The sequence below is a fragment of the Nocardiopsis sp. MG754419 genome (assembly GCF_018207095.1).
GTDB lineage: Bacteria > Actinomycetota > Actinomycetes > Streptosporangiales > Streptosporangiaceae > Nocardiopsis.
In genome coordinates, this window is the sequence record NZ_QOCZ01000114.1 from 1 (window position 1) to 24,254 (window position 24,254).

Genomic DNA, 24,254 nt, shown 5'->3' on the forward strand with positions numbered 1-24,254 from the left:
GTGGGGCAGGGGGCTCACAGGGCGATGGCCTTTCCGTCGTCGTCCCACAAGGTCATGAGGGACAGACCGGTCTTGGGGGACCACTCGGCGGCGACGGTCGTGGGTCGGCCTCCGGTGATGGCGAGGAACCGCCAGAGCGATCCGGTGTCCAGCGGCAGTGCGGAGCCGCCGGCGTCGGCCACGTACCATCCACCATCCTGGGCGGGGACGGCGTCGGCCACGACCACGGGCCAGCCCTCCAGCCACGGGTCGTCGGCCAGGGCGCGGGCGTGCGCGTCCAGGGCCTGGTCCACGGTGCCGCCCGCGGGTCGTGCGGCGGGACGTTCGGTCATGGACCCGGCCTTGACCGCCCGCCGGCCGTCCGGGTGGAAGACGAGTTCCCCCTCGACCTCGGTGCCGGCGCGGAAGGGGCTGTCGGGGGTCTGGTCGGGGCGCGCGAAGGTCAGCGACAGCGCCGGCCGGTCGGTGTCGATCCCGTGCAGCCACGTGCGGCGGCTCCGCATGCCGTCGGGGGTGAGCGCGTCGCGGTACCCCAGGACCCGCCAGGTGTCGCGGACCCGCTCTCCACTGCCGAGGATCTCCTCGGTGCGGGTGCTGATCCCCACCCGGGAACGCAGCACGGCGAGGGTGCGTTCGTCGGCGCCCTCGCGGGCGAGGTAACCGTCGACCAGCAGGTGCAGCATGCCCAGACGTTCCAGCAGGCGGTCCGGCCAGTGCTCGTCGCCGCCGCGCTGCGGCAGTCGGGTGACCAGGGAGGCCGCGCCGGGGGCCTTGGCGTCCACCAGGCGCTTGGCCATACGGTCCCAGTGCCGGTAGCCCAGGCGCGGCACCTCGGCCAGTCCGGTGTCGACCTGGTCGTGCAGCCAGACCCGCAGTTCCTCGATGCCCGCGGTCACCGCGTCCTCGCGGGCCTTGAGGGTGGCGGCGGCCTTCTTCGGGTCGGCCGGGGCGGCCACGGTGCCGGTGGCGGCGCGCTCGGCCCGGGCCGCCCGGCCGGAGAGCCAGGTGGCGACCCACTCGGGCCGGTCCTCGCGTTCGTCGACCGCTTCCTGGCTCCACAGGGAGAGAAGGGCGAGCACGTGTTTGCAGGGGATCTTGCGGCTGGGGCAGCTGCACTTGTAGCCGGGCCCCTGGGGTCCGTCCAGGTGGACGGCGGCCAGGTAGGGCTTGGCCCCGCTGCCCTTGCACTCACCCCAGACGGCGGTGGCTCCGCCGCCCTCGGCGACGACCACGCCGCGCTCGGGCCAGGAGCCGGTCTTGGCCACCTTGAGAGCGGCTTTGCGTGATGAGGGGTCCGGTGCCAGAGCCCAGACGTCGTCGGTACTCCATCGATCGGTCACAGAAGCAACATTAGACAGCACCAGCGACAATCCGGACCGTCCGACGAGGTCGTCGCGCACAAGATCGGCCGGCGGCCCGCCGACCTCTCCGACCAGGGGTACCGGAGGGGTCGGCGGGTTCCGGCGGGCGGGGCCCGACGGAGCGTGCGTGGATCAGGTGACGAACGGGACCAGAAGCAGCACCATCGCCAGCCCGGTCACGCCGACCAGCGTCTTCATCACCGTCCATGACTTGAGCGTGTCCGCGACCGTCATCCCGAGGAAGCGGTTGGCCATCCAAAAGCCCGAGTCGTTGACGTGGGAGAACGCCGTTCCGCCACAGGCGATGGCGATACAGGCCAGGGCGATGAGGGCCGGGTTCGCCTCGACCGTCTCCAACAGGGGCGCGGTCAGGGTCGCCCCCGTGATCATGGCGACGGTCCCCGATCCCTGCGAGATGCGGATGACGGCGGCGGCGAGGAAGCCGAAGAGCACGATCGGCATGTCGATGCGCTGCATGCCGCCGGCCAGGACCTCGCCGAGACCGGAGTCGACGAGCAGCGCGCCGAACACACCTCCGGCCCCGGTGATGAGGATGATGACGCCGGCCGGGGCGAGCGCCTTGGTGGCCATCTCCTGGAGTTCGGTGCCCGTGCGGCCACGGCGCACTCCGAAGAACCACAGGGTGTACAGGCAGGTCAGCAGCAGGGCGATCACCGGGTGTCCGATGAACCCGAGGGCGACGGCGGCCGCGCTCCCCTCCGGCAGGAGGAGTCCGCTGGTGGTCCCGCCGAGGATGAGCAGCAGCGGCAGCATGAGCGCGCCGAGGACGGACGCGAACCCCGGCAGGGGGTCCGTGTCCCCCCGCGCCGGAAGGCCGTCGGTCGCGTCGGCGTCCGTACCTCCGGCGGAGTCGGTGGCCGTACCTTCGGCAGCGCCTCCGTGATCTCCGGAGCCACCGACGCCCCCTCCCCCACCGGTCCCGGTGTTCACGGGGACGGTCTCGGCGGGGGCGGGCACGAAGATCCGCCGGGAGATGAACCGGCCGAACAGGGGACCCGCGACCGCCATCGCGGGCAGACCGCAGATCACGCCGAAGACGATGACCAGGCCCAGGTCGGCGCCCATGATCCCGGCGGTCGCGATCGGTCCGGGTGTGGGCGGCACGAAGGTGTGGGTGACGCTGAGCCCCGCGCACAGCGGGATGCCGTAGTAGAGCAGTGAGCGTCCGGTGCGCCGCGCGATCGCGTACAGCAGGGGCACCAGGATGACGATGGCGACGTCGATGAACACGGCGATGGAGACGAGGAACCCCGTGAGGCCCAGGGCCCAGGCGAGGTAGCGCTCCGGCACCCGGTCCACCAGGGTCGTGGCCAGGCGCTCGGCGGCCCCGGCCCTGCGCAGCACCTCGCCGAAGACGGCGCCGAGCCCGATGACCAGGGCCACCTGGCCCAGGGTCCCGCCCATACGGTCGACGATCTGGTCGACCAGGTCCAGCGGGGCGGTGCCCGTGCCCAGTCCGAAGACGATGGCGGCGACGAGCAGCGCGACGAACGGCTGGAACTTGAGGCGGATGATGAGGAACAGCAGCAGGACCACGGCCAGGACCGAGGCCGTGAGGATCCAGGCGGTCTCAGTCATCGGTTCTCCCCGGGCCCGCCGCGGTGGAGGCCGACACGGACGCCGGACCGGGGACGGGGCCCCGGTCGGTCTCCGCGCGCAGGAAACCGAAGTCGCAGCCGGCCTCGGCCTGGTTGACCTGCTCGGTGAAGAGCTTGCGGTACCCGCGGCCCGCCCCCGGCGGGGGCGGGGACGCCTCCGGTCGCGGCTCCTCCGCCCTGCGGCGCAGTTCCTCGTCGGAGACCTCCAGCTCGATGGCCCGGTCGCGCACGCTGAGGCGCACGATGTCGCCCTCGCGGACCAGGGCGAGCGGACCGCCGATGGCCGACTCGGGTGACACGTGCAGGACGATCGTGCCCGCCGCCGTTCCCGACATCCGTCCGTCGGACACCCGCACCATGTCCTTCACTCCCTGACGGGCGAGGGTGCGGGGGATGGGGATGTAGCCGGCCTCGGGCATCCCGGGGGCTCCGACCGGTCCGATGCCGCGCAGGACGAGCACGTCGTCGGCGCGGACGTCCAGGTCCTCGGAGTCGATGCGCCGGGCCAGGTCCTCCGCGCCCTCGAAGACCACGGCCCTCCCCCGGTGTTCGAGGAGGTCCTGGTCGGCGGCGGCCTGTTTGATGATCGCGCCGTTGGGGGCCAGGTTGCCCCGCAGCACGGCGATGCCGCCCGCGGGGTAGATCGGCCGGTCGCGCGGCCGGATGACGTCCTGGGGGAAGGGTTCCTCGGAGTCGTCCAGTTCCTCGCCCAGGGTGCGGCCGGTGACCGTGAGTTCGTCGGTGTTGAGGAGGTCGCGCAGTTCCCGCAGGAGGCGCGGCACGCCGCCGGCCCGGTGCAGGTCCTCCATGTAGTGGCTGCCCGCGGGCTTGAGGTTGACCAGGACGGGCGTCTCCCGGCTCATGGCGTCGAACCGGTCCAGGTCCAGCGAGTACCCCATGCGTCCGGCGACGGCGGCGAGGTGGACGAGGCCGTTGGTGGATCCGCCCATCGCGAGCAGGACCCGGAAGGCGTTCTCGAACGCGCCCTGGGTGAGGATGCGGTCCAGGCCCAACCCCTCGTCGGCCATGCGGACGGCGCGTTGGCCGGTGAGTTCGGCGTACCGGGTCCGGTCCGCCGTGACGGCGGGCGGGGTGGCGCTGCCCGGGAGGGAGACGCCGAGCGCCTCGGCCACGCAGGCCATGGTGCTGGCCGTGCCGGCGACGGAGCAGGTGCCCACACTGCCCACGAGCCGCCCGTTGACGTCGGCGATCTCCTCGGAGTCGATCTCCTCGGCACGGTAGCGGCCCCAGAAGGCGCGACAGTCCGTGCAGGCCCCGACCCGCACGCCCCGGTGCGATCCGGTGAGCATGGAACCGGTGACGAGCTGGATGGCGGGCTTCTCGGCGGAGGCGGCGCCCATGAGCTGGGCCGGGACCGTCTTGTCACAACCACCGATGAGGACGACGGCGTCCACCGGCAGGGCCTTGATCATCTCCTCGGTGTCCATGGACATGAGGTTGCGCAGGTACATGCTGGTCGGCTGGGAGAACGCCTCGTGGAGGGAGATGGTGGGGAACTCCACGGGGAGTCCGCCCGCCAGCATCACGCCCCGTTTCACCGCCTCGATCAGCTGGGGCATGTTGCCGTGGCAGGGGTTGAAGCCGCTGCCGGTGTCGACGATGCCGACCACGGTGCGGTCGAGTGCGTCGTCGGTGTAGCCCGCGCCCTTGATGAAGGCCTTCCTGAGGAAGAGCGCGAACCCGGCGTCTCCGTAGTTGGTGAGGTTCCCCTGGAGACCTCGGGGGCCACTCGCTTCAGACATCATCGCCCTCATTATCGATAATATGTGTGATGAACACCGCAGAGCGAACCACAGGAGCCGCCACCGGCGCAAGTACCGTTGAGGGTCGGACCAGCGCAAAGGCCCATGGGGCCGGGAAAGGAGCACGGGGATGCCCGAGACGGCCAAGGCCTCCGCCACCCCACGCCGATCGGCCGCCACACTGGCCGACCTCCTGGAGGAGGAGATCGTCATCGGCGCCCGCTTCCCACGCGAACGCCTGGTCGAGGACGAACTGATGGCCCGGTTCGACGCCAAGCGCCACGCGGTCCGGCAGACCCTCCAGGTGCTGGAGGCACGCGGGCTCGTCGAACGTCGACGGAACGCCGGCGCCTTCGTGAGGTCGTTCAGCGCCAAGGAGGTCACCGACCTCTACGTCCTGCGCGAGGTCCTGGAGGTCTCCTGCGCCCGCCTCATCGCCCTGCCGGTGCCCGCCGAACGCCTGGAGCGCCTGGCCGCGGTACAGGCGCGCCACGAAGAGGCCGTCGAGGCCGGGGACGTGCGCGCGGTGGTCTTCTCCAACGCCGCCTTCCACCGCGAACTGTTCGCCTTGGCCGACAACGAGGTCCTCCTGGAGGCGATCAACAAACACGCCCGCATGGCCCACGCCATCCGCTCGGTCACGGTCACCTCACCGGAGTCGCTGCGACGGAGCCGGAACGAGCACCGCCTCATGCTCGACGCACTGCGCGACCAGGACACCGAACTGCTCGCCGCCACCTGCCGGGACCACCTGCTCCCCTCCCGGGACGCCTACCTCCGGCGCGTCACCCTCGCCGAGGGCCCGCCGCCCACCGGACGTGAATGATTTTCACGAACGAATGAGCAATTCCAATAAATCACGCATTCCCCTCATTCGACCTCGATGAACGAATGCGAGAATTGCCGAATCGGGAACACTTCCCTAGAATGGCGCGACCCGGCCGGCGATTTCCGACCACGGCGTCACTCCGTCTGTCGATGACCGGTTTCTCCCCCTCCTCCCCTTCCACATCACCAAGGCAGAAACCCGTCTTCAGCGAAGGGAGGGAAGCGGCCCGCGAACCCTCATTCCGGTAGGCCGCGCACCTGATGACCACGATCCGCCCCGACGGAGAACACGAGGTCTCCGCCCCCGCCCAGGGCTGTCCGGCCGACGTCACCCGCCTGTACGGCGGCGCACCGACCGGGGGCCGCGACGACCTGTGGAACCGGCTCCGCGAACGGTACGGCCCCGTGGCCCCGGTGGAGTTGGAGCCCGGGGTGATGGCCTGGGCCCTGCTCGACTACAAGGAGAACCTCTCCGCCCTCCAGCAGACGCACCTGTTCACCCGGGACACCCGACGCTGGCGTGAGGTGGTCGAGGGCCGCGTCGATCTCGCCAGGTCCCACCCTCTGATGGCCTGGCAGCCCAACGCCCTCTTCATCGACGGCGCCGAGCACACCCGCCTGCGCTCCTTCATCGCCGACGCCCTGGCCAGGGTGGACCTGGCCGCCATGTCCCGCACCGTGCGTCGGATCGCCGACGACCTGATCGACGTCTTCGTCGCCCGCGGCGAGGCCGACCTCATCGGGGAGTTCGCGAACCTGCTGCCCACCATGGTGATCAACCGGCTCTTCGGCCTGCCCGACGGCTACGGGTACATGCTGGGCGACCTGACGGCCGTGGTCTTCGACGGTTCCGGTGGCGGCGAGGAGGCGATCGCCCGCCTCCAGCAGTACTTCGCGGGTGTGGTGGAGCGTAAGGTCGGCGACCCCGGATCCGACCTGGTCAGCTGGATGCTCGCGCACCCGTCGAAGCCGACCCCGCACGAGGTCGGCCACCAGGCGGCCCTGCTGATCAGCGGCAGCCACATGCCCACCACCCATCTCGTCGGCAACACCATGCGCACGCTGCTCTGCGACGACCGCATCCGCTCGGCACACGCCGACGCCCGGCTGTCCACCCCCGACCTGCTCGACCACGTGATGTGGACCGACACGCCCTTCCAACTGCTGGCGGGGCGGATCGCGCTCCAGGACGTGCGCATCGGCGGCACCATGATCCGCACGGGCGACGCCGTGTTCATCGGGATCGAGGCGGCCCACCGCGACCCGGCGGTCCAACGCGGTGCCAACGATCCCGACACCGGTCTGGCCAGCGGCAGCCGGGCCCACCTGATGTTCGGGGCCGGACCGCACAGTTGCCCGGCCCGGGAGCCGGCCCGACTGGTGGCCTCCACCGGGGTGAGCGCGCTCCAGGACCGCCTGGGCGGACTGCGCCTGGCGGTGGCGCCGGAGGAGTTGCGCCCGATCGACTCCCCCTTCCTGCGGGGCCTGGAGACGCTGCCCGTGTCCTTCACACCCGGGCGACCCGCCGAACCGGTCTCCGCCCGGACGCGGCAGATGGAACAGGTCCCGGCCGTGGCCGAGGAGGAGGAACCCCCCGAGGACCTGCTCGGACGCCTGTTCCGCTGGTGGCGTGGGCGCGGATGAGCCCGGCCCCGGACCTCACGAGCCGACGGGTGTCTTCACCAGGTTGCGGATCGGCTCGGCCAGTTCCGTCTCGAAGAACCTGAAGAACCCCTCCGGGTCGGGCCCGGCGTTGATCAGGGCCAGGTGGTCGAACCCGGCCGAGACGAAGGACCGGACCACCTCCAGGTGACGCCGCGGGTCCGGCCCGTACCCGAACACGTCCGCCATGGCCTCGCGGTCGATCAGGGTGGTCGCCGCCTCGAAGTTCACCGGGTTCGGCAGCTCGGACTGGACCTTCCACCCGGTGAGGCCGAAGCGGAACAGCTCGCGCGCCGACTCCAGCGCGGTGCCGTCGTCGGCGGCCCACGCCAGGGGCACCTCCCCGTAGCGGGGGCCGTCCCCACCGAAACCCCGGTAGGTCTCGGTGAGCACCGTGCTGGGCTCGGTGGCGAAGAGCCCGTCGCCGTGTTCGGCGGCCAACCGCGCGGCGCGCTCACCGCCCGCGGCCACGACCACCAGCGGTGGACGTTCGGGCAGGTCGAACACGCGCGCGTCCTCCAGGACCAGGTGTTCGCCCTTGTAGGAGTGGTAGCCGCCGGACCAGAGCAACCGCATGATGTCGATGGCCTCGCGCAGCATCTCGTGGCGGGTGGTGACCGCCGGCCACCCCTTCCCCACCACGTGTTCGTTGAGGCGTTCGCCCGCCCCGACACCCAGGGTGAAGCGCTCCCCGGAGAGCACGGCCGTGGTCGCGGCCGCCTGCGCGATGATCGCCGGATGGATCCGCAGGAACGGGCAGGTCACGCCGGTGACGATCTCGATCCGCTCGGTCCGCTCCGCGATCGCGGCGAGCATGGACCAGACGAACCCCGAGTGTTCGTGACAGAAGAGCCACGGGTGGAAGTGATCGCTGATCTCGACGAAGTCGAACCCCGCGCGCTCGGCGCGCACCGCCTGCTCGACCATCTCCCGAGGCCCATAGCCCTCGGCGAAGAGTTTGTAGCCGACTCGCATGAATACCCCCTCCCGGGTGCCCTGACCGGGACGCCCTCCACGGAAACGCCTTCGGCCGGAAAATCGCGCCCACGCCCAGGTCAGGGCGGTGGGCGTCGGCGTCGGCGTCGGCGTCGGCGTCGGCGGCGCACCGTCGGCCCGGCCGGCCATGTGTGGTCGGCGGCCGCGTCGGGCAGGGCGGCCCATGGAAGGGGGACACGCACATGACGAAGGACGGACATCCACCCGCTCAGAGCCAACCGCACCCGGGGCGGACCGAGCCCATGGACCCGCAGCCGCGGGACGAGATGCGCGACTACGAGGGCCGGGGTCTGTTGGAGGGACGCCGCGCCCTGATCACCGGTGGCGACTCCGGGATCGGGCGCGCGGTGGCGGTGGCCTACGCCAAGGAGGGCGCGGACGTGGTCTTCGGCTACCTGAGCGAGGACGCCGAGGCCCAGCACACCGTCGACCTGGTCCAGAGGGAGGGCCGCCGGGCCGTGGGGGTCCGCGGGGACCTGGCCGACGAGTCCTACTGCGCGCACCTGGTGCGTCGGGCCGTGGAGGAGCTCGGCGGCATCGACGTCCTGGTGGAGCACGCCGCCACCCAGAGCCCGGTCGAGGAGTTCACCGACCTGACCACCGAGCAGCTGCGGCGGACCTTCGACGTGAACGTGATGGGTGTCTTCTGGACGATCCGGGAGGCCCTGCCGCACCTGTCCGACGGGGGCTCCATCATCATCACCGGTTCGATCAACGGGCTGCGGGGCAACGACTCCCTGATCGACTACGCGTCGAGCAAGTCCGCCGTGATGAACCTGTCCCTGTCGCTGTCCAAGGTGCTCATGGACCGCGGGATCAGGGTGAACTGTGTGGCTCCGGGGCCGGTGTGGACACCGTTGATCCCCTCCACACTGGGCGAGCGCGGTGCCGAGGACTTCGGGAAGCAGGCGCCCATGGGGCGGGCCGCCGAACCGGACGAGATCGCGCCCTCCTACGTCTTCTTCGCCAGTGATCGGCTCTCGTCCTATTACACGGGCGAGACGCTCACACCCACCGGGGGCGAGATCCAGGGCAGCTGAGGACTCACAGGAAAGAGGAGCACACGGAAGGGGCGGCGCACCGGTCGGTGCGCCGCCCCCGTGTCGGGGCGGGTCCGGGTGGCCCGCGAGTGTTCTGGGGCCGGAGGCCGCACCCGCATGCGCGGCCCGCATGAACCGAGCCCCTGGTCAGAGCGGCCGGCCGCCCCGTCGGCCCGTGCCGTGTGCCCGGGCCGCATAGCCGGAGCACGGCATCGGAACGCCCGATCGACCGAGGGGCCGGAGCGCGGGTCCCGCACACTCGGTCGGAAGGGCGACCGGAGCGCACGACCCGCGCGCCGGGCCTTCCCGGGCGAGGTGCGAGCGGTGATTCCGGTGCCCCGACCTCAGCGAGAGCGACCGGACCCCGAGGTCCGGCGATCGCTCTCCTTCTCCAGGGCCCTCACCAGCTCGTCCTTGCGCATCCGGGACCGTCCCTCGATCCCCAACCGACGGGCGAGCTCGTAGAGATGGTCCTTGGTGGCGTTGGCGTCCACGCCCCCGGCCGTGGGCCGATCCCGCCCCCCGCGCTTGCCCGCGCGCGGGTTGCGCGCCTGCGCGTCGGAGGGGCCCTTGGACTCCTTGGGCTCCCAACGGTCGCCGACCTTCTCGAACTCGTGCTTGACCGCGGCGATGGCGACCCGATGGGCCCGTTCGCCCTCCCCGTACTCCCGGACGGCGCTGTCGTGCGCCTCGATCCAGGTGCGCTGCGCCTTCTTCGGCGACCTGCGCAGAGTGTCCGGCAGTTCGTCCGCTCCGGGCACCGTGCTCACCCCCTGGTCATCGGTTGTCTCGGTGGCGACCTGCCCGACGCCGCGACGCGAGAAACACCGACCCCCACCGCGCCGGCCGCTCGTGGACACTGGTGGTTCGACGGATGCGCGTTCACATGAACGACCTCATAGTGAACGCACATCCAGAAAAGCGGCAAGGGAAACGTCATCCCCCATTCACGCCCTTTTCCCGATGAACCCCCGGTTCGCGGTGCTCGGCAAGGCCGCGGATTCCCGCTGCACGAGAAAGGGAAATCACGTGCTGACCGCAATTCCCCCGTCCCCCCTGGTCGAAGAGCGCGCCCGTCCCGGATCCCGGGCCCGCTCCTGGATGTCCGGGATCGCCGCGAAGTCCGCCCTCGTCGTGGGGCTCTCCCTGTTCGGTGCGGGCGCCGCCGTCGCGCCGGCCCAGGCCGCCGGCCCGCACGAGCGGGGACCGGACCCCACCGAGCAGAGCGTCACCGCGCCCCGCGGCCACTTCGACACCGACACGACCCGCGTGTCCTCACTGGTCAGCGGGTTCGGCGGAGGCACGATCTATCACCCCACCGACACCAGTGAGGGTACCTTCGGCGGCGTGGTCATCGCCCCGGGGTACACCGCCGGTCAGTCGTCCATGTCCTGGTACGGGCACCGCCTGGCCTCGCAGGGGTTCGTGGTCTTCACCATCGACACGAACACCCGCTACGACCAGCCGAGCAGTCGGGGCCGCCAGATCCAGGCCGCGCTGGACTACCTGGTCGAGGACAGCGACGTGACCGACACGGTGGACCCCGAGCGGCTGGCCGTGATGGGGCACTCCATGGGGGGTGGCGGGACGCTCGCCGCCGTGGACTCCCGGCCCGAGGTGCGCGCGGCGATCCCGCTCACCCCGTGGCACACGACCAAGAACTGGTCGGGCGTGGAGACGCCCACGCTCATCATCGGCGCGGAGAACGACGTGACGGCGTCGGTCCGCTCGCACGCGATCCCGATGTACGAGAGCCTGCCGTCCTCGCTGGACCGCGCCTACCTGGAACTGCGCGGGGCGAGCCACTTCGCGCCCAACGTCTCCAACACCACGATCGCCAAGTACAGCATCTCGTGGCTCAAGCGGTTCGTGGACGAGGACGAACGCTACGAGCAGTTCCTGTGCCCGCCGCCCCGCACGGGGATCGGCACGGACTTCTCCGACTACCGGGACTCCTGCCCGCACGGCGGCTGACACCCGTGGGACGCGGCGGCCCGGAGGGATCCCTCCGGGCCGCCGTCGCGTGCGCGAGCGGGGTCGGCCCCGGTGGGACCGGGCGCGATCCCGTTCTCCTGCGGGTGTCGCACGGCTGCGCCCCGGGTGCCTCCCGGCCCGGTCGGTGACGATCCTCACCGGCCACGCAGGCTCCCGTGGCGTATCCTGAGCGTGGACCCGGCGCCCCGGGTCCGCGGACGAGGGAGCCGTACCCGCACCACGACAAGACGGCCTCGAAAGGGGCCTGTTGTCCATGGCGTGGTTCGTTCTCGTCGTATCCGGCGTTCTGGAGGCCGTCTGGGCCACCGCGCTGGGCGCCTCCCAGGGGTTCTCCCGTTGGCGCCCCACACTGTTGTTCTTCGTCGCACTCATCGCGAGCATGGCCGGTCTGGCCTGGGCCATGACCTCCCTGCCGACCGGCACCGCCTACGCCGTGTGGGTGGGCATCGGCGCCACCCTCACCGTCCTGTGGGGCTTCGTCACCGGTAAGGACCGCGCCACCTGGGGCAAGTCCCTGCTGCTGGTGCTGCTCATCGGTTCCATCGTCGGTCTCAAGGCGGTGAGCTGACATGCCGTGGATCGTTCTTCTCGTCAGCGCGGTGTTCGAGGCCGTGTGGGCCACCGCCCTGGGCATGTCGGAGGGGTTCACCCTCCTCGGGCCGACCGTCGTCTTCCTCGTCGCGTTGGCGATCAGCATGGTCGGGCTGGGGTGGGCCGCCAAGCACATCCCCATCGGCACCGCCTACGCGGTCTGGGTCGGCCTCGGCGCGGCCCTGACCGTGTTCTACGCGATGGCCACCGGTGGTGAGAGCGTCTCGGCCGCCAAGCTCGTCTTCCTGGGCGGGATCATCGCCGCCGTCGTCGGTCTGAAGCTGGTCCCGGGCAAGCCCGCACCGGTCGAGGAGTAGGAGCGCGGGCGCTCGCGTTCGGTCCCCGGTGTGCACCGGGGCCGGACGCGGGCGTTCGCCTGCCCCGCGCCACGGCCCACGCCCTTCCTCACCCAGGGGACACGAACCCATGCCCACCTGCGACTTCGGCGAGACCATCACGGTCGAACCCGCCCACACGGCCGTCCTGCTGTACGCCCTGACCGGGGTGCGCATCCCCGCCGGCACCCCGCTCGCCCGGTCCCTGCGCGAGATCGAACGGGCGATCAGGGCCCACCCCGACGACGCCGAGGCCTGGACGCTGCCGGCCGAGCCTGTGTGGTCGGTGTTCCACTACGCGCACCTCCTACAGTTCCAGGGGTTGGACGAGCGGGACCAGGCCGTGCGCGCCCACCCGGCGGTGACCACCGCCCGTCACCTCAGGTACCGGTTCCGGACGCGGGCCCCGCGCACCGACGCGGCGCTGCGCACCCTGGCCGCGGCCGTCCGGGCGACCCACGCCGTCGACTCCGACTGAACGTTCGGCCGCCACCTCACGCTGGTCGAGCCGATGCTCGCGGCACTGCGCGATACGGCCGGGAACGCGACCTAGATGTACTGACCTGAGAGGTGAGGAACGCGGGAGGTGGGAGAGCGCGTTCGCCGACATCGGCGCGGGGTGGTGCGTAGGGGTTGCACCTTCCGTGGCGGCATGTGTTCTGGTGGACCCACGTACCGGTCCCTTGAGGAGAACTCCCTGCTCATGCATTCGTCTTTCACGCCACCCCGTCAGGTCAAGATCGGTGACGCGGCGGCCTTCGTCGGCACCACGCCACGGGCGATTCGCCATTACCACGAGATCGGGCTGCTCCCCGAGCCCGAGCGGGGCGGTGATGGCCGTCGCCGCTACGGGTACGAGGACATGATCCGACTGCTGTGGATGCGCAAGATGGCCGACGCCGGGATCGGCCTGGACGACATCCGTGGCGCCTTGACCACCGGCGCGGCTTCCGCCGGTGCGGACGGAGGGGACGGTGTCGCGGGCATCCTGGAGCGGGTGGAGCAGACCCTCGCGGAGCAGGAGGCGGAGTTGGGGCGGCAACGGGCCGCGGTGCGGCGGATGCGCACCGAAGGCAGCCGGATGGGCCTGCTCTCCGAGTTCGTCACCGACCGTCTCAAGAGCCTGCCCGAGGGCTCCCTGCGTCAGGCGGACCTGGACACCCTGCTGGTCACCGAGCGGATCCTCGGTCCGCTCGGCGCGGCCCTCCAGGCCGCCCGCTTCATCGCCCTGGCCACGCATCCCACTCTGCGGGAGGCTTCCGACCGCATCGATGACGCCGAGGAGGCACTCGATGACGGTGTCGCCGTCGATGATCCACGGGTGGCTCGCGTGGCCTTCGAGCGGCACGCCTTCGAAAACGCTCTGCGGGCCGTCATCGAGGAGTCCGGCCTGGACGAGGACGACGACGCCCTCTGCGAGGCCTGGGACACCTCGCACCCCGCCACCGCCGATGACGGCGAGGCCGACCTCGGCTCTGGAAGGCGGGAGGCCGACTCCATGAGCGCGCTCGAAGCCATCGGCATGATGCCCTACGACACCTCCCCGGCCCGATGGCGCTGTATGGAGCTGGCCATGGAACTATCCGCCCAAGACTCACCCGCTCCCCGGAACACGGCCTAGCCGCGTTCGCGGGGGCCGACCCTCTCGGGTGAGAGGGCGTCCTCGTGAGGCGGGCCGACGGGTGCGGCCGTCCCGTGGTCGCGCTCGACGGGACGCGGCCACGGGCCGGTCCGTCGTGCGATTCAGCGCGCGGCTTCCGCTCCGGGCTCCGGACCCAGGAGGGACCGCGCCAGCTCACGGAGCCCTTCCCGCGGATCCGCCTCGGACCCCTCCTTCAGGTATTCGACCAGGTCGCTGCGGACGGCGGCCAGCAGCGCGTGGGCCAGGAAGTCGGCGTTGCGGGGCCCCCGCGCCCGGGTGACCAGGTCCACCAGGTGGCGGTGCAGCCGGTCGTAACCGTCGTTGCGGTACGGGCTGGCGAAGCCCTCCCGCTCCAACGCCAGGGTGAGCACCCGGTGGCGCCGTTTGAAGTCCCAGATGCGCACGAGCAGGTCCGGCACGGCGTCCGGCAGTGTCTGGAACTCACGGGCGGTGTACTGGTCGTAGAGCGCCCGGAGCAGACCGTCGCGGTCGCCGAAGCCGCGGAAGATCGTGCCCTTGCCGACTCCGGCGGCCGTGGCCACCGCGTCCATGGAGACCCGGTCGGGGTCGTCGGCCTCGTCGAACAGGCGGCCCGCCGCCGCCAGGATCGCCTCCCGGTTGCGCGCTTTGTCCGCCCGCATACGCCCACCCTTCAAAAACGGACCAACAGTCCGCTATGGTTGAAGCGGACCAACGGTCCGCATACGTGTCACAGCTTAGAGGAGTACCCGTGCCCGACAGCCCCACGGCGGTCTTCCACCGCGCCGGCGAACACCTGCTCTCCCACGACATGCGGGCCTTCACCGCCCTGTACGCCGAGGACGCCGTGATGGAATTCCCCTTCGCACCCCCCGGAGCCCCCCGACGTCTCGACGGCCGGGAGGAGATCGAGGCGTACCTGGCCGGCTACACCGACATGCTCGACGTGCGGAACATCGACGAGGTCACCGTCCACCGGACCACCGACCCGGACGTCATCATCGCCGAACTCGCGGTGAGCGGCCGCAAGGTCCCCGACGACGCACCTTACACAGCCCGCTACGTGGCCGTCCTGACCATCTCCGGCGGCCTCATCCGGCACTACCGCGACTACTGGAACCCGCTCGACTTCCCCACCACGGACATGGAGGCCGCACTGTGACGTTCCTGATCACCGGGTCCACCGGCACGACCGGCTCCCGCCTGGCCCGACTTCTCGACGACCAGGGCGCCCCCGTTCGACGGGCCGGCCGCTCCACCGGCGCCGACGTGCGCCTGGACTGGGCCGACCCGACCACCCACGCCGACGCCCTGAGCGGGGTCCGGGCGGTCTACCTGGTGGCGCCCCCCGGCGCCACCGACCCCGAGGCCCGAGTACTGCCCTTCCTGGAGGCGGCCCGCGACGCCGGTGTGGAGCGCATCGTCCTGCTCGGGTCATCCGCGGTACCGGTCGGCTCCCCCGGCCTCGGCACGCTCGGGGCGCGCCTGGCCTCGTTCGTCCCCCACCCCGTGGTCCTGCGCCCGACCTGGTTCTCCAGCAACTTCACCGGACACCACCCCCACGCCGACTCCGTCCGACGCGACGGCGAGATCGTCAGCGCCACCGGTCAGGGGAGGATCCCCTTCATCGACCCCGGGGACATCGCGGCGGTGGCCGCGAAAGCGCTCCAGGGAGAGGTCCCGGCCGGCGCGGACCCGGTGCTGACCGGACCGCGAACGTTGAGCTTCGACGAGGTCGCCGCCACGCTCACCGAGGTCACCGGACGCCCGGTCCACCACCGCCACGTCGACGTGGCGGAACTGTCCCGGATCCATCAGGGGTTCGGGCTCCCCGAGGGGTTCGCCGACCTGCTGGCCGGCATGGACGCGTCGATCGCCACCGGATCGGAGGACCGAACGACCACGGCGGTCCAGGACATCACCGGTGAGGCACCCCGGTCCTTCCGGGCGTTCGTGACGGCCGCGCTCGGGGCGGAGACCGACACCCGCTCGGCCTAGGACCGGCCGCACGGCGCCGGGAACGAGCGCCCACGGCGCAGGTGGGCCCGCCGACACCGACGAGGCCGGGGCCGCCGCAGGTGGCGGTGCCCGTGCCGGTGCCGATGGGGACGTACGAACGCGCCCCCATCGGCACCGTCTACATGGGCCGGGTCGGTGTCGGCCAGTACCGGGCGTACTCCTGGACCCGGTCCCCCACGGACTCGATGTAGGGCACCGGGCCCGGTGGGCCGACCGTCACCGACACCCGGGTGGTCGTCAGGGCGCTGTGCTCCATCACCCGGGACGCCATCCGCGCTAGCCGGTCACCGTACTCGTCCAGGACCCGCTCGGGGTTCAGGGTGCGGCGGCCCGCGTCATCGATCACCACGAACCCCTCCTCGCCTTCGTCGGTGAGCCAGGCGGTGTGGACGAGCCCGTACGCGACGAGCATTTCCAGGAGCTGCGCGGCCCAGGCCCGCGCGCCGTGATCGTCGGGGGTGCGCAACGGGACCCAGAGGTGTCGGGCGCTATCCAAACGTCTGCCCACAGCTCCAACAACCGGGTGCGCGGCTGTCGACGGTGGCACCGCAGTTCGCGCACTGCACCGGGCCCAACAGGACCTCGTACAGCAGGCCCAGGATCAGATGGATCATGCTCTTCTCCCCGTAGAGGTGGAAGGAGGTCCGGTGCTCCCGCCCGCAAGTCGACGACGAGGGCGGGAGCCGGGACGCCCGCTTGTCAGTGGGTCGGTGGTCGGTTCCTGCCCCACTTCAGGTGCGAGGCCACGTCATGGGCGTGGAAGCGGCGTTGCCCGCCCGGGGTCCAGAAGTGGCGGAGCTTGCCCGCTTGGGCCCACGCGGTCACCGTCCTCGGGTGGACACCGAACGCCTGGGCGACCTGTGTGGTGGTGAGTACCCCTTCAGTCATCGCCGGCCTCCGAGGCTTCCGGTTCGGTGAGCCCGTGATCGCGTGCCAGGCGCTCGCCCTGACGGCGCCAGGCCTCTTCCTCCTCCACCGACAGAGGCCGGTTGTCCCCCGAGACGGGGATGGGACGGTCTCGGTCACACATGAGGGCTCCTTCCCCAGCGGGGGTGCGGACACCGGGCGGGCCGGTGGTGCGGGGTGTGGGTCCGGGTGGGTCGCCGTGGTGGCGGCGCAGACTCGCTTCGAGAAGCTCCGGGGTGGGCTCGACCTCGGTGCGCCAATGCGAGCGCGGGTTGCGGTCGGTGGCCATCCACAACCGGCCCGTCCACGCGATGCGGTGGGTGCGCCCCCACCGGGCGATCAACCCCTGCAACACCACCCCCGGAGACGGCCAAGACCGCCCATGGTCATCACGATGATCACCCTCATGACCACCGGCCAGAATGCACCAACGGGCACGACCCAACGCGTCCACACCAGCCTCCGAGCACGCACCGGTCGAGAAGGTCATCGCGCCTCCTCAGGGATGGTGGAACAACCGCCGAAATACCAGGCCAGATACACCGCGAACAGGACCACGCGCGCAGCGGCAGCCCGTCGGCGCGACCGAGTCACGCCCCGGCCGTCGCCCCCGGGAGAGAGCGGACCGAATACCGACACCGGTGGACGTAGGCGCCCTCGCACCTGGTCAGCGCCAGCGCCGGGGATGTGGGGGTCGAGGTAGCGCACTCACACCACCCCCGGCAGAGCCTTGAGGCCCTCCAGCACACGCTGGAGCACCACCGGGCCGGCCACATCCAAGCGCTCCCAGAAAGCGTTGTCCGAGCCCCGGACGTGCCAGCGTCGCGGGGCTCTTTGCTGCATCACTCACACCGAGGTTGGGTCACTCTCAGTCATGTGATGGCCTGTTGCGGAGCTCTCAGTGTCCATCTGCCAAAAGGCAAAAGCAAGTCGCTTAGGCAAATTGATTCAGCAACTCCTTGAAGCAAGTCCGTTTCGTCCCCCTGTGGCATCCTGATGACATGAGCAGCGAGGAGAAGCCGCCACCCACGGTGGCGCGGTGGGTGCTGGCCAGAGAGTTGCGCCGCCTCCGTGGTGACCGATCCTTCACAGGCGTGGCCAAAGCGGTTCGCTCACAGGGATCGTCTCTGGCTCGTTGGGAGTCGGGAAAGGCCGACGGCCAAGTCCCCGGCGTGCACAGCTTGGAGCGGCTGCTCACCCACTACGACGTAGGTGCTGAAGAAACCGCGCGACTCATGGACCTGCGCGATGTGGCTCGCACTCCGGGCTGGTGGCAGGGACGCGACATCGGCCGACCCTATGGAACTTTCATCGGGCTGGAAGCAGCGGCTGACGAGATTTACACTTACGAGTCTCAGATCATTCCAGGGCTGCTACAGACCGAAGAGTATGCTCGCGAGGTTATTCGAGCCGTGAGCGCAGCCGAGCGGGTTCGGGCCGAGGAGGTCGCCGACCGTGTTGCCGTGCGCATGCGCCGCCAGAAGGAATGGGTGGCCCGGCGGTCTCCCCACGTCTGCGCGATCATTGCCGAAAGCGCACTCCGTTCCTTGGTCGGCGGCCCCTCTGTGATGCGCGAACAGCTTGCGCGCCTCCTGGAACTCTCCGAAGTCGACGACTTGTTCACGCTGCACGTACTCCCCTTCGAAGCCGGAGCACATGCAGCTATGGAAATCTCCGCGTTCACACTGATCGACGTGTCGGATGCAGGCTTGACATCCGTTTATATCGAGGGACCGACCGCCGATATCTTCATGGATGACCCAGATGATGTCACCACCTACCGTCGAGTGGCGGAGCACCTTCGCAAGGTCGCGTTGGGCGTTCCTGAGTCTCGGGCGCTGATTTCACACATCTTGGAGGATCTACCCGCATGACCACCGATCCGAAGTACCGCACGTCTTCCTACAGCGGTGGCAATGGCAACTGCGTCGAGGTCGCGGACCTGACCCGTGGCGCTGCCGTGCGTGACACCCAGAACCGTGAGGCGGGCCACTTGGAGTTCCCCTCGTCAGAGTGGACAGCGCTGCTGCGCGCCTCCAAGTAGCCCGACATGACAAAGGCCCCGACCGGTGCTGGTCGGGGCCTTCGCATTGCATTACCTGATGCAATCCCAAGGTCACTCTACCGCTCTAACACGGGCGGGGATAGATTCCCGGTGTCGTCACACAACAGTGGCGTCTACGGCGCAGTCCTGAATCACACTCTTCTCGACGGTCCATCCGCTCCCTCCAGGGGTGTGAGTACGTTCCCGACCGATGCGTCGGCACGAGGAAACGGTGCGCACGTGAACTTCTCCTCCATCGCTCCGCCGAACCGGCACAAGTCCAGCTACAGCGGCAGGGGAGACGGCTGTGTCGAGTTCGCGGATACCCCTGGGGTCTCAGCCGCACGCGACACACAGCATCGCGAGTCCGGATACCCGGCTCCCGTCCCCGGAGTGGGCGGCGCTGCTCCGGACCACACGCACCCGCCGCTAGGGCCGGTTGTGTAGAAGCGGGAGCGTGGCAGAGGCTGCTCCGGCGCCGTGAACGGTGTGCCCGGAGGTCTTGAACTCTCCGATACCGAGTGGGCCCTGTTCGCCCCGCCTATGCCCACCGACCCGCCCAAGGGCAAAGCGACCATGGCCCGATCCCGGGACCGGTGTGAGAACCGTCGTCGCAAGGGATCGGCGGGCGGCGGCCCCCGGTCTTCGACCGGGGGCCTACCGGGGCCCGCAGCACCGTGGAGCGGTGTATCGACCTGCTCGAAGCAGAACCGGGCGGTCGCGACCCGCCACGACGAGCGGACCGGGATCTTCGACGGGATCGTGCGAGTGGCCTCGATCCGCGTCCGGCTCCGCGGCCTCACCCGTGCACAGAACCGTGTCTAGCGCGCGAAGAGCGTCCAGGAGCCATCACTGGTTTCGCACTTCCACTCGGTGTAGTCCACGTACGGCTCGGCCAGGTACTCCTTGGCCTCGGCGACGCATTCGTCCATCGTGCCGGGTGCGCCGCCGACCACGTTCCAATCGGCCTCCGCGGCGGACGCGGTTCCCGCGCTCAGCGGAAGAACGACCGCGGCAGCGCCCGCGACGAAACCGGCGGCTGCGAGAGAACGCCACGACTTCATAAAACCTCACTCTGCTGCTCTACGAACTGGCAGCGGCCGGTGCGACCAAGCGAAATGCGCCACCGAACAGAGAGAATCCTCCGCGCCCCGCTTCCCGATCATTCGCAGGGCGGCGATCGAGGTCCCCTGAATCGGATCTGCGCCGATCGCTTCGCGCCAAGACCGCCTTCGGCACGGTACCTGAAGACCTCATCAAGTCGAGATAAAGAGATACCTGCGTATTTTCCCGCATAGAGGGTGCCGTTAGGGCATGGTTTGCAGAAGTGGGAACGCGGCGAATCCTGTTCCGGCACCGTGAATGGCCTACCGGGGGTCATGAACCCTCCGACGTCGAGTGGACCCTGCTCGCTCCGCTCCTGCCCACCGCCCCGGGCAAGGGCGAGAACTGGGCCGATCACGAGGGTGACGCTCGTCGTGCCGGGATCGACGCGGTGCCCTTCCGGCCCGGCTTCGGCCACCGAACCCGGGCGAGCCGAGGCAGTGGTGGCCGCCACCGTCCGGCGATGACTTCCACAGACCACCGACGCTGTTCACGAACGTGGGAGACGACCGCCTGATTCCGCCGGCCTCCATCGAGGATTTCGCCTCCCGCTACCCTCGGCCCGAAGCACACGTGTCCCGCGGGGTCGATCACCTCCAAGACACGAAAAGGGATCCGGAGAAGCATGCATCGATCGTCCCCGCATTCCTGTTCGGGGCTCTAGTGAAAGGGTGTGGTCGATCGTGAGAAAACCACGGTATCGGGGGCGGGGAAAGCGAGGTACGGGCCTGCCACCCCTGCGACGACCTCCGGGAACCTCCCGAGGAGGAATGGTCCCGAGCGGTGACGGTGCAGGCCGACGCGGCGGTCGTCTTCCGTCGGCAGGGCCAAGGTCCCGAGGGCTCACCGCGCGCACGGCGGCGGACGCGCTCCTGACCTCCGGGGGCATGGACGGGTTCCCCACCGACGTCCGAGAACCCGCACGACCACCCTCGGCCTTCGGGGGCGTTGTGGGTCAGCCGTTGGTGCGCAGGTACTCGCTCAGGGAATCGCTGATCGTCGCCAACCGGTCCGCCTTCGTACGGACGTCGTCGCGCAGCTCGGCGATGCGTTCGAGGAGCTGTGGACAGGCCGATTCCGAACGCTCCCCCACGGTGCAGGGCAGCACGTCCTTCACCAACGCGGTCGGCAACCCGAGGTCCAGCAGGGACCGGATGGTCTGCACGGTCGCGACCGCGTTGTCCGGAAAGTCCCGGTAACCGTTACTGCGGCGCTCCGAACCGAGCAGGCCCTGCTGCTCGTAGTAGCGCAGCGACCGGACACTGGCCCCGCTGAGTCTGCTCAACTCACCGATCTGCACCGCGCCACCTCACCGACAAGACTCGGTCGGCCCCGAACGACGCGGGCTTGACCCTGACACTGATGTCACACTTTAACGTCGGCCCCATGAAGCCTCAAGCCTCTTCCGAGCGCTCCGACGCGGGCCGCGTCCGCCTCGCCGCACCCCTCTCCGACCTGGCCGATCTGACCGGCCGCACCGCCGTCGTCACCGGTGGCGGCGGCGGTCTGGGCCTGGCCACCGCACGCGGTCTGGCCCGCCGCGGCGCCGACGTGCTGCTGGGCGTGCGCGACACCGAACGCGGCGAGCGGGTCCGCCGGCACCTGATCGAGGAGCACCGGCTCCGCGACGCCCAGGTCACGGTCGCTCACCTGGATCTTCTCGACCTCGACTCCGTGCGGCGGTTCGCCGCCGAGGTGCGCCGCCCCTTGGACCTTCTGGTCCTCAACGCCGGGATCAGCAGCGTCCCGCTGCGCCTGAGCCCCCAGGGTGTGGAAAGCCAGTTCGCCACCAACCACCTGGGGCACTTCGCACTCACCGGGCATTTGCTCACCGCCCTGGAGGAGGGCACGGACCCGCGCGTGGTCACCGTCTCCTCCGCCCTCTACAAGGGGGCCGTTCTGGACGTCGACGACCTCGCCGGCGCCCACGGCCACTCACCCGGGCGTTCCTACGGCCGCTCCAAACTGGCGAACACACTGTTCGCCCTCGAACTGGAACGACGCCTGCGGGCGACGGACAGTCCGATCCGCAGCTTCGCGGCGCACCCGGGCCTGGCCCGCACCCCGATGCACACGACCTACCCCTCGCACATGACGCGCCTGGCGACGAGGGCGATCGCCGCCGTCATCGGCAGGGACCCCGAACCGGCCGCCGCCCCCGTCCTCGCGGCAGCGGCCTCGCACCGGGTGCACCCGGGTCTCTTCTGGGGCCCGGTCGGGTCCCGGTCGCACCCGGACGTCCTCGGCGTCGCCTTCGTGCCGCCCGCCACCGACACGTCCGCCGCAGCACGGCTGTGGACGACGTCCACGCGACTCACGGGCGTGCACCCCCTGGACTGAACGGCGTCCCCGCCGAGCGCCCGTCCGCCCGAGAACCGGGCCGGGCCCCCGCCCGACCGGCCGTCGACCCGGGCGTAGGGCGCTCGGCGGGGACGCGCCTCAGGCCCGCCCCTCCAGGAACGCGCGGATGTCGGCGGCGACCTCCTCGGGGTACTCGCCGTTGATCGCGTGCGAGGCGTCCGGGTGGAACCGCACCATCGACCCCTCGGGCAGTGCGCGTTCCGCCGTCGCCTCGGCCGTGGCCGGATCGTGCATGACCGACTCCCCCGCGATCACCGCCAGCACCGGCACGTCGAGGCCGGCCAACGTGTCCTCGCCGATCCGGGTGGGCGCGGGCAGAGCGAGCGAGTAGTGGCGCATGCCCGCCTCGATCATCCGGGCCACCGGCACGTCCTCCACCGGCGCGCCGCCCGCCGTGTAGGAGTTGAACCCGTCGCGCCACGACTCGGGCAGCCAGGGCAGCGACGCCGGCAGGGACCGGACGATGGTCTCCAGGGGCATGTCGTCGAAGACCAGGACCGGGTCGAGGAGGGTCATCGAGGCGACGTGCTCGGGCCGGCGCACCCCCAGGTTGGCCGCGGTCCACCCGCCGATGGAGAGCCCCACCAGGTGGAACTCCTCCTCGGGCAGCCCCGCGAGCGTCTGGTGCAGCCACGCGGCCTGGTCGGCGTCGTCGCCGATGGGACGCTCCTGCACGCTCCGGCCGGGCTCACCGAGCAGGTCGATCGTGTACACGTCCCCGATCCGCAGCAGCGAGGGCAGGTTGTCCGCCCACACCGGCGACCCGGAGGCCCGTCCGGGCAGCAGCAGGAGCGGCGCGTCGGCGTTCCCGGACCCCTCGAACCGGTACAGGCGGACCACGCCGAAGTCGGTGCGCACGTCCACCGTCGCGTCGGGTTCGGGCAGGTCGGCGAAGGCCTCCTCGTAGGCGGCCAGGTAGCGGTCCATGCCCGCCGCGTCGTCCCAGCGACCGACCGACGACGAGGAACGCGTGGCCACGGCACCGACCGCGAAGGCGACCACCGCGACCAAGGCGATCACGAGCACCCTGCGCCGCCGCCCCCGTCCACCCCGTGCACTCCACCGGCGCCGCCCGTGCGACGCGTGTTCCTCCGCGGTGCCCACCATGACCGTTCCCCCACGTGACGATCGCCCCCGGCGCAGGCCGGTGGGCCGATCCCGATAAAAACTGACCGACGGTCAGATTTTCAACCGTAGGGTAGAATTCTGATCATGGCAAGAACTCCGAAACAGGGGCGGGCGGGCCGCGGCACCACCCTCATCGAGCGGGTCCGCCGCGCCCAACTGGTCGAGGTGACCGTCGACCTCATCGCCGAACTCGGCTACGCGAAGACCTCCCTGGCCCGCATCGCCGAGGGGGCCGACCTCACCAAGGCCGCCGTCCTCTACCACTTCCCCAGCAAGGACGCGCTCGTCCGGGCCGCCTGCGCGCAGGTCCTGGAGACCCTGACGGAGGAGGTGGGGGCGGCCCTGGCGTCCGCGCCGGCCGCCGACGGACCCACGACCTACGTCCGCGCGATGGTCGGTCACCTGCGCGCGCACCCGCGGCACACTCGGGTGATCGTCGAGGCGTTCCCCCACCTGGAGGACGACCACACGTCGGAACGGCGCTGGGGCCCCCTGGCCGGGATCATCGACACCGCCGCCGAGGCCCGGGGGCTGCCCGCGGTGGACTCGCGGTCCCTCGCGGTCATCATCGGCGGCGCGATCGACGGCCTCGTGGGCGAGGCGCTGCGCGATCCGGACTACGACACCACCGGCCCGGCCGAACGGCTCAACGCGATGATCGAGTCCGCGCTGTCCGGGTGAGCCGGGGTTCGGGCGCCGCGGGTTCCCGCGTGGCGGTGGGGCGCCCCGAGGGCACGGGCGCGCTCGGGCGGCCACCCCGACCAGGCCCGCGGAACCCCTCCCTGACCAGCAGGAATGTGACATCCGCGGCAGTGGTGGACGCCGATGCCATGTTCTCCGCCGCACCGGGTAGTAGCGGTCCGTACCCGTCCCCACGGTCC

At 70.7% G+C, this 24,254-nt stretch carries 29 protein-coding genes and 1 riboswitch; of the genes, 15 read left to right on the forward strand and 14 right to left on the reverse strand.

Features of this window, described 5'->3' with window-relative positions:
- Window positions 1–14: 14 nt before the first annotated feature.
- The 3 genes from DSY14_RS19740 to DSY14_RS19750 all read right to left on the reverse strand — a co-directional run bounded on the left by DSY14_RS19740 (window position 15) and on the right by DSY14_RS19750 (window position 4,746).
- Window positions 15–1,265, reverse strand: a complete 1,251-nt coding sequence (locus DSY14_RS19740) for an SWIM zinc finger family protein (RefSeq protein WP_211718108.1) — start codon at window positions 1,263–1,265, stop codon at window positions 15–17.
- Between the two features lie 228 nt (window positions 1,266–1,493).
- Window positions 1,494–2,960, reverse strand: coding sequence for a GntP family permease (locus DSY14_RS19745; protein WP_211718079.1), 1,467 nt, complete (start codon window positions 2,958–2,960; stop codon window positions 1,494–1,496).
- Entirely contained in the window at window positions 2,953–4,746 is a 1,794-nt protein-coding gene (locus tag DSY14_RS19750; protein WP_249188155.1) for an IlvD/Edd family dehydratase, read from the reverse strand. The genes DSY14_RS19745 and DSY14_RS19750 overlap by 8 nt, the downstream gene beginning before the upstream one ends.
- 127 nt (window positions 4,747–4,873) lie before the next feature.
- Here DSY14_RS19750 and DSY14_RS19755 point away from each other — a divergent pair, with 127 nt between their 5' ends.
- Window positions 4,874–5,569 carry a GntR family transcriptional regulator gene (locus tag DSY14_RS19755; RefSeq protein WP_211718080.1) on the forward strand — a complete coding sequence of 232 codons (696 nt, stop codon included), beginning with the start codon at window positions 4,874–4,876 and terminating at the stop codon, window positions 5,567–5,569.
- Window positions 5,570–5,832: 263 nt separating this feature from the next.
- On the forward strand, window positions 5,833–7,215 hold the full coding sequence (locus DSY14_RS19760; protein WP_211718081.1) for a cytochrome P450: 1,383 nt from the start codon (window positions 5,833–5,835) through the stop codon (window positions 7,213–7,215).
- A 15-nt stretch (window positions 7,216–7,230) separates the two neighbouring features.
- On the opposite strand, the gene DSY14_RS19765 is transcribed toward DSY14_RS19760, so the two are convergent.
- A complete protein-coding gene (locus tag DSY14_RS19765; protein ID WP_211718082.1) occupies window positions 7,231–8,208 on the reverse strand; it encodes a TIGR03557 family F420-dependent LLM class oxidoreductase in 978 nt (325 codons plus the stop codon).
- 203 nt (window positions 8,209–8,411) lie between these two features.
- On the opposite strand from DSY14_RS19765, the gene DSY14_RS19770 reads away from it, so the two are divergent.
- Window positions 8,412–9,269, forward strand: coding sequence for an SDR family oxidoreductase (locus tag DSY14_RS19770; RefSeq protein ID WP_249188156.1), 858 nt, complete (start codon window positions 8,412–8,414; stop codon window positions 9,267–9,269).
- A 344-nt stretch (window positions 9,270–9,613) separates the two neighbouring features.
- On the opposite strand, the gene DSY14_RS19775 is transcribed toward DSY14_RS19770, so the two are convergent.
- Window positions 9,614–10,030 carry a ChaB family protein gene (locus DSY14_RS19775; protein ID WP_211718111.1) on the reverse strand — a complete coding sequence of 139 codons (417 nt, stop codon included), beginning with the start codon at window positions 10,028–10,030 and terminating at the stop codon, window positions 9,614–9,616.
- A 340-nt stretch (window positions 10,031–10,370) separates the two neighbouring features.
- On the opposite strand from DSY14_RS19775, the gene DSY14_RS19780 reads away from it, so the two are divergent.
- From DSY14_RS19780 to DSY14_RS19800, 5 genes are all read left to right on the forward strand, one after another.
- Window positions 10,371–11,243, forward strand: a complete 873-nt coding sequence (locus DSY14_RS19780) for a dienelactone hydrolase family protein (protein ID WP_211718112.1) — start codon at window positions 10,371–10,373, stop codon at window positions 11,241–11,243.
- A gap of 192 nt (window positions 11,244–11,435) precedes the next feature.
- Window positions 11,436–11,502, forward strand: a riboswitch (guanidine-III (ykkC-III) riboswitch).
- Between the two features lie 15 nt (window positions 11,503–11,517).
- A complete protein-coding gene (locus DSY14_RS19785) occupies window positions 11,518–11,832 on the forward strand; it encodes a multidrug efflux SMR transporter (RefSeq protein ID WP_211718083.1) in 315 nt (104 codons plus the stop codon).
- 1 nt (window position 11,833) lies between these two features.
- The gene (locus tag DSY14_RS19790; RefSeq protein ID WP_211718084.1) at window positions 11,834–12,172 is read left to right on the forward strand and encodes a multidrug efflux SMR transporter; all 339 of its coding nucleotides are present in this window, start codon (window positions 11,834–11,836) and stop codon (window positions 12,170–12,172) included.
- A 109-nt stretch (window positions 12,173–12,281) separates the two neighbouring features.
- Complete coding sequence (locus tag DSY14_RS19795; RefSeq protein WP_211718085.1) at window positions 12,282–12,668, forward strand: hypothetical protein; 387 nt, start codon at window positions 12,282–12,284, stop codon at window positions 12,666–12,668.
- A gap of 225 nt (window positions 12,669–12,893) precedes the next feature.
- Entirely contained in the window at window positions 12,894–13,811 is a 918-nt protein-coding gene (locus DSY14_RS19800; RefSeq protein ID WP_211718086.1) for a MerR family transcriptional regulator, read from the forward strand.
- Window positions 13,812–13,933: 122 nt separating this feature from the next.
- Here DSY14_RS19800 and DSY14_RS19805 read toward each other — a convergent pair whose 3' ends face one another.
- The gene (locus DSY14_RS19805) at window positions 13,934–14,473 is read right to left on the reverse strand and encodes a TetR/AcrR family transcriptional regulator (RefSeq protein ID WP_211718087.1); all 540 of its coding nucleotides are present in this window, start codon (window positions 14,471–14,473) and stop codon (window positions 13,934–13,936) included.
- Window positions 14,474–14,562: 89 nt separating this feature from the next.
- On the opposite strand from DSY14_RS19805, the gene DSY14_RS19810 reads away from it, so the two are divergent.
- Window positions 14,563–14,973 (forward strand): nuclear transport factor 2 family protein, encoded by a 411-nt coding sequence (locus tag DSY14_RS19810; protein WP_211718088.1) that lies wholly within the window; start codon window positions 14,563–14,565, stop codon window positions 14,971–14,973.
- Complete coding sequence (locus tag DSY14_RS19815; protein WP_211718089.1) at window positions 14,970–15,809, forward strand: NAD(P)H-binding protein; 840 nt, start codon at window positions 14,970–14,972, stop codon at window positions 15,807–15,809. Before DSY14_RS19810 ends, DSY14_RS19815 begins: the two co-directional genes overlap by 4 nt.
- A 139-nt stretch (window positions 15,810–15,948) precedes the next feature.
- Here DSY14_RS19815 and DSY14_RS19820 read toward each other — a convergent pair whose 3' ends face one another.
- From DSY14_RS19820 to DSY14_RS19835, 5 genes are all read right to left on the reverse strand, one after another.
- Window positions 15,949–16,326 (reverse strand): hypothetical protein, encoded by a 378-nt coding sequence (locus DSY14_RS19820; RefSeq protein WP_211718090.1) that lies wholly within the window; start codon window positions 16,324–16,326, stop codon window positions 15,949–15,951.
- Entirely contained in the window at window positions 16,319–16,444 is a 126-nt protein-coding gene (locus DSY14_RS29290; RefSeq protein ID WP_283091662.1) for a hypothetical protein, read from the reverse strand. The genes DSY14_RS19820 and DSY14_RS29290 overlap by 8 nt, the downstream gene beginning before the upstream one ends.
- An 85-nt stretch (window positions 16,445–16,529) precedes the next feature.
- The gene (locus tag DSY14_RS19825; protein WP_211718091.1) at window positions 16,530–16,718 is read right to left on the reverse strand and encodes a helix-turn-helix domain-containing protein; all 189 of its coding nucleotides are present in this window, start codon (window positions 16,716–16,718) and stop codon (window positions 16,530–16,532) included.
- Window positions 16,711–16,860, reverse strand: a complete 150-nt coding sequence (locus DSY14_RS19830) for a hypothetical protein (RefSeq protein ID WP_211718092.1) — start codon at window positions 16,858–16,860, stop codon at window positions 16,711–16,713. Before DSY14_RS19830 ends, DSY14_RS19825 begins: the two co-directional genes overlap by 8 nt.
- A gap of 584 nt (window positions 16,861–17,444) precedes the next feature.
- A complete protein-coding gene (locus DSY14_RS19835) occupies window positions 17,445–17,582 on the reverse strand; it encodes a hypothetical protein (protein WP_211718093.1) in 138 nt (45 codons plus the stop codon).
- A gap of 155 nt (window positions 17,583–17,737) precedes the next feature.
- Here DSY14_RS19835 and DSY14_RS19840 point away from each other — a divergent pair, with 155 nt between their 5' ends.
- The 3 genes from DSY14_RS19840 to DSY14_RS29485 are packed head-to-tail and all read left to right on the forward strand — an operon-like array spanning window position 17,738 to window position 19,227.
- Window positions 17,738–18,610 carry a helix-turn-helix transcriptional regulator gene (locus DSY14_RS19840; protein WP_211718094.1) on the forward strand — a complete coding sequence of 291 codons (873 nt, stop codon included), beginning with the start codon at window positions 17,738–17,740 and terminating at the stop codon, window positions 18,608–18,610.
- Window positions 18,607–18,780, forward strand: coding sequence for a DUF397 domain-containing protein (locus tag DSY14_RS19845; protein WP_211718095.1), 174 nt, complete (start codon window positions 18,607–18,609; stop codon window positions 18,778–18,780). Before DSY14_RS19840 ends, DSY14_RS19845 begins: the two co-directional genes overlap by 4 nt.
- Window positions 18,781–18,786: 6 nt before the next feature.
- Window positions 18,787–19,227: a DUF397 domain-containing protein gene (locus DSY14_RS29485; protein WP_307851278.1), complete on the forward strand. Its 441-nt coding sequence runs from the start codon at window positions 18,787–18,789 to the stop codon at window positions 19,225–19,227.
- Window positions 19,228–19,601: 374 nt separating this feature from the next.
- Here the strand turns inward: DSY14_RS29485 and DSY14_RS19855 are convergent, their stop codons facing one another.
- Together DSY14_RS19855 and DSY14_RS19860 are read right to left on the reverse strand one after the other, a co-directional pair.
- Window positions 19,602–19,844, reverse strand: coding sequence for a hypothetical protein (locus DSY14_RS19855; RefSeq protein ID WP_211718096.1), 243 nt, complete (start codon window positions 19,842–19,844; stop codon window positions 19,602–19,604).
- A 995-nt stretch (window positions 19,845–20,839) separates the two neighbouring features.
- The gene (locus DSY14_RS19860; RefSeq protein ID WP_211718097.1) at window positions 20,840–21,184 is read right to left on the reverse strand and encodes a MerR family transcriptional regulator; all 345 of its coding nucleotides are present in this window, start codon (window positions 21,182–21,184) and stop codon (window positions 20,840–20,842) included.
- An 86-nt stretch (window positions 21,185–21,270) separates the two neighbouring features.
- On the opposite strand from DSY14_RS19860, the gene DSY14_RS19865 reads away from it, so the two are divergent.
- Window positions 21,271–22,224 (forward strand): SDR family NAD(P)-dependent oxidoreductase, encoded by a 954-nt coding sequence (locus DSY14_RS19865; protein ID WP_211718098.1) that lies wholly within the window; start codon window positions 21,271–21,273, stop codon window positions 22,222–22,224.
- A 99-nt stretch (window positions 22,225–22,323) separates the two neighbouring features.
- Here the strand turns inward: DSY14_RS19865 and DSY14_RS19870 are convergent, their stop codons facing one another.
- Window positions 22,324–23,265 carry an alpha/beta fold hydrolase gene (locus DSY14_RS19870; protein ID WP_307851279.1) on the reverse strand — a complete coding sequence of 314 codons (942 nt, stop codon included), beginning with the start codon at window positions 23,263–23,265 and terminating at the stop codon, window positions 22,324–22,326.
- Between the two features lie 192 nt (window positions 23,266–23,457).
- Between DSY14_RS19870 and DSY14_RS19875 the strand changes: the two genes are divergently transcribed.
- Window positions 23,458–24,054, forward strand: coding sequence for a TetR/AcrR family transcriptional regulator (locus DSY14_RS19875; RefSeq protein WP_211718100.1), 597 nt, complete (start codon window positions 23,458–23,460; stop codon window positions 24,052–24,054).
- The last annotated feature ends 200 nt before the right edge of the window (window positions 24,055–24,254 follow it).

Excerpts from the sequence above, each read along its gene's own strand:
- DSY14_RS19825 (WP_211718091.1), bottom strand. The coding sequence starts at position 16,718 with ATGACTGAAGGGGTACTCACCACCACACAGGTCGCCCAGGCGTTCGGT.
- DSY14_RS19755 (WP_211718080.1), top strand. The coding sequence starts at position 4,874 with ATGCCCGAGACGGCCAAGGCCTCCGCCACCCCACGCCGATCGGCCGCC.
- DSY14_RS19800 (WP_211718086.1), top strand. The coding sequence starts at position 12,894 with ATGCATTCGTCTTTCACGCCACCCCGTCAGGTCAAGATCGGTGACGCG.
- DSY14_RS19780 (WP_211718112.1), top strand. The coding sequence starts at position 10,371 with ATGTCCGGGATCGCCGCGAAGTCCGCCCTCGTCGTGGGGCTCTCCCTG.
- DSY14_RS19760 (WP_211718081.1), top strand. The coding sequence starts at position 5,833 with ATGACCACGATCCGCCCCGACGGAGAACACGAGGTCTCCGCCCCCGCC.
- DSY14_RS19745 (WP_211718079.1), bottom strand. The coding sequence starts at position 2,960 with ATGACTGAGACCGCCTGGATCCTCACGGCCTCGGTCCTGGCCGTGGTC.
- DSY14_RS19750 (WP_249188155.1), bottom strand. The coding sequence starts at position 4,746 with ATGATGTCTGAAGCGAGTGGCCCCCGAGGTCTCCAGGGGAACCTCACC.
- DSY14_RS19830 (WP_211718092.1), bottom strand. The coding sequence starts at position 16,860 with ATGTGTGACCGAGACCGTCCCATCCCCGTCTCGGGGGACAACCGGCCT.
- DSY14_RS19840 (WP_211718094.1), top strand. The coding sequence starts at position 17,738 with ATGAGCAGCGAGGAGAAGCCGCCACCCACGGTGGCGCGGTGGGTGCTG.
- DSY14_RS19855 (WP_211718096.1), bottom strand. The coding sequence starts at position 19,844 with ATGAAGTCGTGGCGTTCTCTCGCAGCCGCCGGTTTCGTCGCGGGCGCT.
- DSY14_RS19865 (WP_211718098.1), top strand. The coding sequence starts at position 21,271 with ATGAAGCCTCAAGCCTCTTCCGAGCGCTCCGACGCGGGCCGCGTCCGC.
- DSY14_RS29485 (WP_307851278.1), top strand. The coding sequence starts at position 18,787 with ATGACAAAGGCCCCGACCGGTGCTGGTCGGGGCCTTCGCATTGCATTA.
- DSY14_RS19785 (WP_211718083.1), top strand. The coding sequence starts at position 11,518 with ATGGCGTGGTTCGTTCTCGTCGTATCCGGCGTTCTGGAGGCCGTCTGG.
- DSY14_RS19765 (WP_211718082.1), bottom strand. The coding sequence starts at position 8,208 with ATGCGAGTCGGCTACAAACTCTTCGCCGAGGGCTATGGGCCTCGGGAG.
- DSY14_RS29290 (WP_283091662.1), bottom strand. The coding sequence starts at position 16,444 with ATGATCCATCTGATCCTGGGCCTGCTGTACGAGGTCCTGTTGGGCCCG.
- DSY14_RS19845 (WP_211718095.1), top strand. The coding sequence starts at position 18,607 with ATGACCACCGATCCGAAGTACCGCACGTCTTCCTACAGCGGTGGCAAT.
- DSY14_RS19875 (WP_211718100.1), top strand. The coding sequence starts at position 23,458 with ATGGCAAGAACTCCGAAACAGGGGCGGGCGGGCCGCGGCACCACCCTC.
- DSY14_RS19790 (WP_211718084.1), top strand. The coding sequence starts at position 11,834 with ATGCCGTGGATCGTTCTTCTCGTCAGCGCGGTGTTCGAGGCCGTGTGG.
- DSY14_RS19805 (WP_211718087.1), bottom strand. The coding sequence starts at position 14,473 with ATGCGGGCGGACAAAGCGCGCAACCGGGAGGCGATCCTGGCGGCGGCG.
- DSY14_RS19770 (WP_249188156.1), top strand. The coding sequence starts at position 8,412 with ATGACGAAGGACGGACATCCACCCGCTCAGAGCCAACCGCACCCGGGG.
- DSY14_RS19795 (WP_211718085.1), top strand. The coding sequence starts at position 12,282 with ATGCCCACCTGCGACTTCGGCGAGACCATCACGGTCGAACCCGCCCAC.